The 6391-nt window shown below is 36.8% G+C and carries 5 protein-coding genes and 2 pseudogenes; 1 reads left to right on the top strand and 6 read right to left on the bottom strand.

The genetic code is table 11. The features are described 5' to 3' along the window. The 6 genes and pseudogenes from pyrF to LLA01S_RS07180 form a co-directional block, all read right to left on the bottom strand. Positions 1 to 714, bottom strand: a complete 714-nt coding sequence (pyrF, locus tag LLA01S_RS07155; RefSeq protein ID WP_011676339.1) for an orotidine-5'-phosphate decarboxylase — start codon at positions 712 to 714, stop codon at positions 1 to 3. A 129-nt stretch (positions 715 to 843) separates the two neighbouring features. Continuing rightward, positions 844 to 1779 (bottom strand): dihydroorotate dehydrogenase, encoded by a 936-nt coding sequence (locus LLA01S_RS07160; RefSeq protein WP_015082533.1) that lies wholly within the window; start codon positions 1777 to 1779, stop codon positions 844 to 846. A 230-nt stretch (positions 1780 to 2009) separates the two neighbouring features. Beyond that, positions 2010 to 2798 (bottom strand): dihydroorotate dehydrogenase electron transfer subunit, encoded by a 789-nt coding sequence (locus LLA01S_RS07165; RefSeq protein ID WP_061778053.1) that lies wholly within the window; start codon positions 2796 to 2798, stop codon positions 2010 to 2012. A 251-nt stretch (positions 2799 to 3049) separates the two neighbouring features. Beyond that, positions 3050 to 4414 carry an MFS transporter gene (locus LLA01S_RS07170; RefSeq protein WP_061778054.1) on the bottom strand — a complete coding sequence of 455 codons (1365 nt, stop codon included), beginning with the start codon at positions 4412 to 4414 and terminating at the stop codon, positions 3050 to 3052. Between the two features lie 196 nt (positions 4415 to 4610). Further along, complete coding sequence (locus LLA01S_RS07175; RefSeq protein WP_061778055.1) at positions 4611 to 5327, bottom strand: GntR family transcriptional regulator; 717 nt, start codon at positions 5325 to 5327, stop codon at positions 4611 to 4613. Positions 5328 to 5397: 70 nt separating this feature from the next. After that, positions 5398 to 6021, bottom strand: a pseudogene (locus LLA01S_RS07180) (family 1 glycosylhydrolase); the annotation flags it as partial. Between the two features lie 57 nt (positions 6022 to 6078). On the opposite strand from LLA01S_RS07180, the pseudogene LLA01S_RS07185 reads away from it, so the two are divergent. Further along, a pseudogene (locus tag LLA01S_RS07185) lies at positions 6079 to 6391 on the top strand (transposase); the annotation flags it as partial.

Genomic DNA, 6391 nt, shown 5'->3' on the forward strand with positions numbered 1-6391 from the left:
TTATTGATTCCATTCTTCCTTTATCGCATGATAAGCTGAAACAGGGTCTTTTGCTTGTGTAATTGGTCGACCAACAACAATGTAATCTGAACCAATTGTTCTTGCTTCTTTTGGTGTCATTACTCGTTTTTGGTCGCCTTTACTTGCTCCTTCTGGACGAATTCCCGGTGTTAAACAAATGAATTCTTTTGATGTTGCCGCTTTAATTTTTTCAACTTCATGAGCGGAGCAAACGACACCATCAAGTCCGGCTTGGGCTGTTTTTTGTGCGTAGTTAATGACAGATTCTTCAAGACTGGTCATAATTTTTTGGTCATTTTGCATAATTTCCTCAGAAGTCGAGGTTAATTGCGTAACGGCAATTAGTTTTGGTCTTTGACGTCCAGTTGGAGTCCCTGCTTCTAAACCGCGTTTAGCTGCAACCATCATCTCAACCCCGCCAGCAGCGTGAACATTGACCATATCAACTCCCAAACGGGCTAAAACACGCATGGATGATTCAACTGTATTTGGAATATCATGAAGTTTTAAATCAAGGAAAACGCTATGACCGAGCGATTTCACATAATATACTACTTGTGGGCCGGCGGTATAAAAAAGTTCCATACCAAGTTTGATGTAGAGTTTTTCAGACGGGTCAAATTTTTCAAGGAAATCTTTCACATCTGAGAATTCTGGGAAATCTAGGGCAATAACAGGTCTATTTTCTTGCATTTTTTCTTCTTTCTTTTCTTAATATTTATTGACAGAACTGCCAGATTTACTGACGGTTCTTTTATTTAATGATAAAATGCTCAATTTTTAATCGATGACGCTTGATAGAATCATCAGGTCCGTAGAGAATTATTTTCTGCCTTCTTTTACTTCTTGAATCAAGCTTTCTAAACTTTCAATCCCGTACTGGTCCATAAGCTCTGGTAATTTATCAATAATTTTGGGACAAACAAATGGGTCAGCAAAATTCGCAGTACCCACCGCAACAGCTGACGCTCCAGCCATATACATTTCTAAAACATCTTGAGCGTTGGCCACACCGCCCATTCCAATGATTGGAATATCAACGACCTGCTCCACTTGATGAATAAGTTTGAGTGCAACTGGTTTGATGGCTGGCCCTGATAAGCCTCCTGTGATATTGGCTAAAATCGGCTGACGAGTTTTCAAATCAAAACGTACGCCCATGAGTGTATTAATCATGGTTAGACCATCAGCACCCGCTGCCTCTACTGCTTTTGCAATCGGAACAATATCAGTCACATTAGGTGAAAGTTTCACATACAAAGGCACCTTACTTACCGCTTTACAAGCTTTAACTAGATCCGCCGCAACTTCTGGGTCAATTCCAAAGGCTTGCCCACCATGCTTGACATTTGGACATGAAATATTTAATTCGATGGCTTTAACATTTGCTGCATCACCAATTTTGGCACATACAGCCACATAATCAGCTTCTTCAGAACCTGCTACATTGGCAATAATTGGTAACTCTGGAAAATTTTCGTTGAGCCAAGGAAGTTTTTCTGACATTATGACTTCTAATCCCGGATTTTGCAGCCCAATGGCATTAAGCATGCCACTCGCTGTTTCAGCCACACGTGGTGTTGGATTTCCAAAACGAGGATGAAGAGTCGTCGCCTTAACCATGATTGAACCCAATTTGTTCAAATCATAATATTTCGCATATTCTTCGCCAAAACCAAAACAACCTGATGCTGGGATAATTGGATTTTTAAAGTCAAGTCCAGGTAATTTTACTGACAGACGATTGTTTTCAGTCATTATTTCTCTCCTAATTTAATATGAGAATCATCAACTGTGCTGACAATTCTTTTATCCACCGATAAAATGCTCATATTAATTGCATTTTACTGACAGAATCATCAGTTGCACTAACAATTCTTTTATCCGCAACTAAAATACTCCCTATTCGGTCGCATTTTACTGACAGAGCTGGCAGATTCTCTGTCAGTTCGTTTAATTGCTGATATCCTATTGATAGAACATTTCAATTACAATGAAAGCTGTTTCCCTAAAAAGACCGGTCCATCTTCGCAGACCTTGAGGGCATGGCTTTCATCTTCTTTATCATGTTCGACGCAGGCATAACAGGCGCCAATCCCACAAGCCATTCGACTTTCCATTGAAATATAAAGGCGCTCTAGTTGGTCATATTTTTTGGCAACTGCTTTAAGCATGGCTGGCGCACCACAAGTATAAAGGGCATCCGCCTCGAAATCAATTTCATTCATTAACATACCCACATGTCCTTTTGTACCATAAGAGCCATCATCGGTAGCAATTTTCAGTGTCACATTTTTCAAATTAAAAAATTCATTTTCTAAAATTTTGACATTCTCGGAAGCAAATCCAAGTAATATGGTCATTTGACAACCGGTTTTCTCTAGTTGTTTTGCCAGTTCATAAAGAGGGGGAACCCCAATTCCACCACCGATAATCAAAATTTTATCAGTCGAAGTCACCTCCGCTACGGGAAAACCATTTCCCAAAGGACCCATGATATCCACTTTTGCACCAGGTTCCAATTTTGAAAGTTCATAGGTTCCAGTCGTTTCATCTCCAATCCGATAAAGAATCGTACAAGTTTTTGCCCTTTTATCCCAACTCGAAATTGAAATTGGTCGACGTAATAACATGGCTCCATTAGAAACAGCCAGATGGAGAAATTGTCCGGGCAAATCCATTTCATCTACTAACGTTCCTTTAAGCACCATCTCAAAAATATTGTAGGCGACCTCACGTTGGCTGACAACAGTCATCATCTCTTGTAATTGGGACATTATTTCTCCATTCTTTTATTTACCGATAAAATGCTATAAATTATATAATAAAAAAACACACTTGTAAGAGAACTTACAAGTGTACTAAAAAATTGGTCATTTACTGACAGACAAATACGCTAAAAAAGAAGTTCATCCTTAGTTTGTCAGTAATCCAAGATAAATTTTCCGTATCCTTGCAAGCCTCTCTGGACTTAGTTAAAGGTTTTAAAATATTATAACGAAAAAAGTGTCATTCGTCAAAGATTTTTTTAATGATTTGCGTTTATTTTTTTCAAATTTGGGAAACTTACAATCAAACTGACAATAATTAAGATGAAAAATAAAGCTAAAATAATTGAAGTTCCTTGGCTTGTTCCAGTTTTGAAACCATTAAGACCTTGGAAGAGTGAAAGGGTTGTTGCAACTACTGCTGTTGCGACCGCTCCGATAAATTGTTGTAAAGTATTGACCAAAGCATTTCCATCAGAAAGCTCCTCCGTTGACAAGGTACCCAAACTGCAAGTCATCAAATTACTATAAGAAATTCCCAAACCTAACATCAAAACAATGTGCGCAATCAAAAGGAGAGCGAGACTCTTGGTCGGTAAAAATACAAAAAGCAAAACGAGCCCCAAAGCCGCTAAAACTAAACCTGTCGTAATCGGCTTTCTTGCCCCAATTTGGTCTAAGATTTTACCAGAAATCGGAGCCAAAACAGCCCCTATCAAAGCTCCAGGAAACATAAATATTCCGGCAACAGATGAACTAAATCCTGCTGATACTTGAAGAAAACTTGGCAAAATAAATGATAAACCTAATAATAAAGCTTGATAAACTAAAAGACTAAAAATTAAGGCTACGAAGCGACGATTTTTCATGATTCCCAAATCAATTAACGTTTCTTTACGATTGAAACGAACAAACATGACTGCTCCAATCATTTCGATGACGAACAAAAGTGCGAAAGTAAGCAAATGTTCTGCACTCAAAGCCGAAATAAAGGCAAAGAACATAATTGACAAGGCAATAACTTGACGAAAGGCCAATTTTTTTGGTGTTTTTGCAATTTCTCTTGGAAGGGCAGCTAAACCAAGAAATAAGGAAATGATAACTAAAGGAAGTAAAAAGATGTAGATATAGCGCCAATCAAGCGCATGAGCAATAATTCCCCCATAAGTTGGGCCAATAGCTGGCGCAATAGAGGTTGTTAGAGTTCCAATTCCCATCATCATTCCTCTTTTATGAAGAGGTGCCTTAGTTAATATAAGATGGAACATCAGAGGTAAACCAATCCCTGTCCCAATCCCTTGTAAAAGGCGGCCAAACAAAAGCATAGCAAAATTCGCTGAGAAACAGTTGGTTAAGACTCCAACTAAAAAGAAAAGGTTGGCAATCAAGAAAAGCTTTCTTGCCGAAAAGCGCTCATTAAAATAAGAAGAGAGAGGAATCGTAATCGCAATCACAAGAAGATAAATCGTCGTTACCCATTGTATTTTTGATGTAGAAAGTCCAAACTCATGAATGAGCGTTGGGAAAGTCACATTCATCGCGGTTTCAATCAGAACACCAGAAAACGACAAAATACCTGTAGCAATCACTGCCCCTAATAAGTGGAAATGGTTGTTTTTATTCATGCAATAAAATCTCCTAAAACTAAACAAAAAGAGACGAAATTATTATTCTAGAATAATAATTTCGCCTCTGTATAATTCAACATAATTTATGTTATCTGTACGAAAGTTATAACTTGTCTATTATATCTATAAATCTCATAAAATGCAAGTCTTAACTTTTTCGAGGACAAATTATAAATTATATAAAAATAATTTTTCAATTTTTATGCATTAATACTGTTTCAAACGCATATTTATCGTAGCGATGAACATTCATGGAAGCCTCAAAAGTCCTGCCATCAGACAAATATCCAACTTGTGATACTAGAACAACTGGGTCCCCAGATTTTCCACCCAATTCTACTAATCCTTCGTCAGTTCCTTTTCGTGCTTCAATTCTGCGATGAGCGCTCCCAATAGTCAAACCAAGTTCATCTTCAATATATTCATAAATCGAACCAGAACAAATTTCAAAAGTTAAATTTTTAATTAAATCGACTGGCATATAAGTACTCTCAATGACATAAGGGTCTCCATCAATCAAACGGGTCCGAACGACATGATATAAATCACTTATCTCACTTAATCCCAGTCTTTCCATAATTTCGGGTTCAGATTTTACCACTTCAAATACCAAAACCCGACTTTCAACAACCTTATCTGCAAAAAAAGCACTGGAACCTTGAAATTGGTTGACTACTTTTAATTTTTTAATATCCTCTGTGCTCAGCCCTTTAACAAAAGTTCCGCTCCCTCTCCTTTTGATGATCAATCCCTCATTAACAAGTTCATCCATTGCTTTTTTTACCGTTAGTTTTGAAGCATTGTATTTCAAGATCATTTCCGATTCTTTAGGGAGCAAAGTTCCAGGTTTATATTTTCCTGAAATGATTTTATTTCTTACATCATTTCGAATTTTGGCATATTTATTCAAGTAATTCTCCTTTCAAAATCTTCTATTTATTACTCGAATTATAGCACTATTTGCCGTAAAAAAGAAATGTTTAATTAAATTTATTATAGATTTCCTCAGAAAGCTCTAATATCGATTTTTCTGCTAAATTTTTAAAGAAATATGCCGATTTTTTCAAACACTTTTTCTGAGTATGAATATTAACCGATATCAAGCCATAACGATTTCGATAAGAATTACGCCAACTGAAACAATCAATAGGTGTCCATAGATGAAAACCATAGCAGTTTGCGCCCTCGTCTATTACCTTATGCAACCAATAGAGATGCTCCTGAACAAATTGAATCCTATAATCATCTTCAATCAGACCGTCACGATTTAAATAACGGTCCTCATTACTAACTCCTATCCCACATTCAGACACAAACCAAGGTATATTTCCATAATTTTTTTGGATATTTTTAGCAATATTGTATAGTGTTTGCGGATAAATTTCCCAACCTTTATCTACATTCATTCGCGCTCCCACCATTTTATAATCATCAAAATATTTATTCGGTAACCAATCAACAGTCAAACTATCTGGCGAATAATGCGGACGTTGCGCACGATTGGGATGGTAAAAGTTAACTCCAAACATATCCACTTTATTATTTTTTATTGTTTCTAATTCTTCCAATGTAGAATTCCATAACACTCCATCTTTAGTTAGGATGATGTTATCCTTAAATCTTAGAGTCACTATTGTATAATTTAGACAAAGGACAAAAACATGCAAAAACGCTACTCAAAAGAATTTAAAGAAACCCTTATCGTTTTCTATCATTCTGGTCAATCCGTCACCCAGCTGTCTAAAGAATACGACGTGGCCCCTGCAACAATTTATAAATGGATAGACCTCTACTCTAAATCTAATGAAAGCTCCGTCTCTAAAGCCGATTTTCTAGAATTAAAAAGACAACTGGCTAAAGTTAAGGAAGAACGAGACATCTTAAAAAAAGTATTGACCATATTCGCCGAGAAAAAGAAGTGAGTGCTGCGGATATAGCTCAAACCATACAACCTTTAGCACTCAATGTCAGATT

The sequence above is a fragment of the Lactococcus cremoris subsp. cremoris NBRC 100676 genome, from assembly GCF_001591705.1.
GTDB lineage: Bacteria > Bacillota > Bacilli > Lactobacillales > Streptococcaceae > Lactococcus > Lactococcus cremoris.

What these genes read in the sequence shown, in the direction of transcription:
- pyrF (WP_011676339.1), bottom strand. Translation starts at nt 714, where the DNA reads ATGCAAGAAAATAGACCTGTTATTGCCCTAGATTTCCCAGAATTCTCA.
- LLA01S_RS07160 (WP_015082533.1), bottom strand. Translation starts at nt 1,779, where the DNA reads ATGACTGAAAACAATCGTCTGTCAGTAAAATTACCTGGACTTGACTTT.
- LLA01S_RS07165 (WP_061778053.1), bottom strand. Translation starts at nt 2,798, where the DNA reads ATGTCCCAATTACAAGAGATGATGACTGTTGTCAGCCAACGTGAGGTC.
- LLA01S_RS07170 (WP_061778054.1), bottom strand. Translation starts at nt 4,414, where the DNA reads ATGAATAAAAACAACCATTTCCACTTATTAGGGGCAGTGATTGCTACA.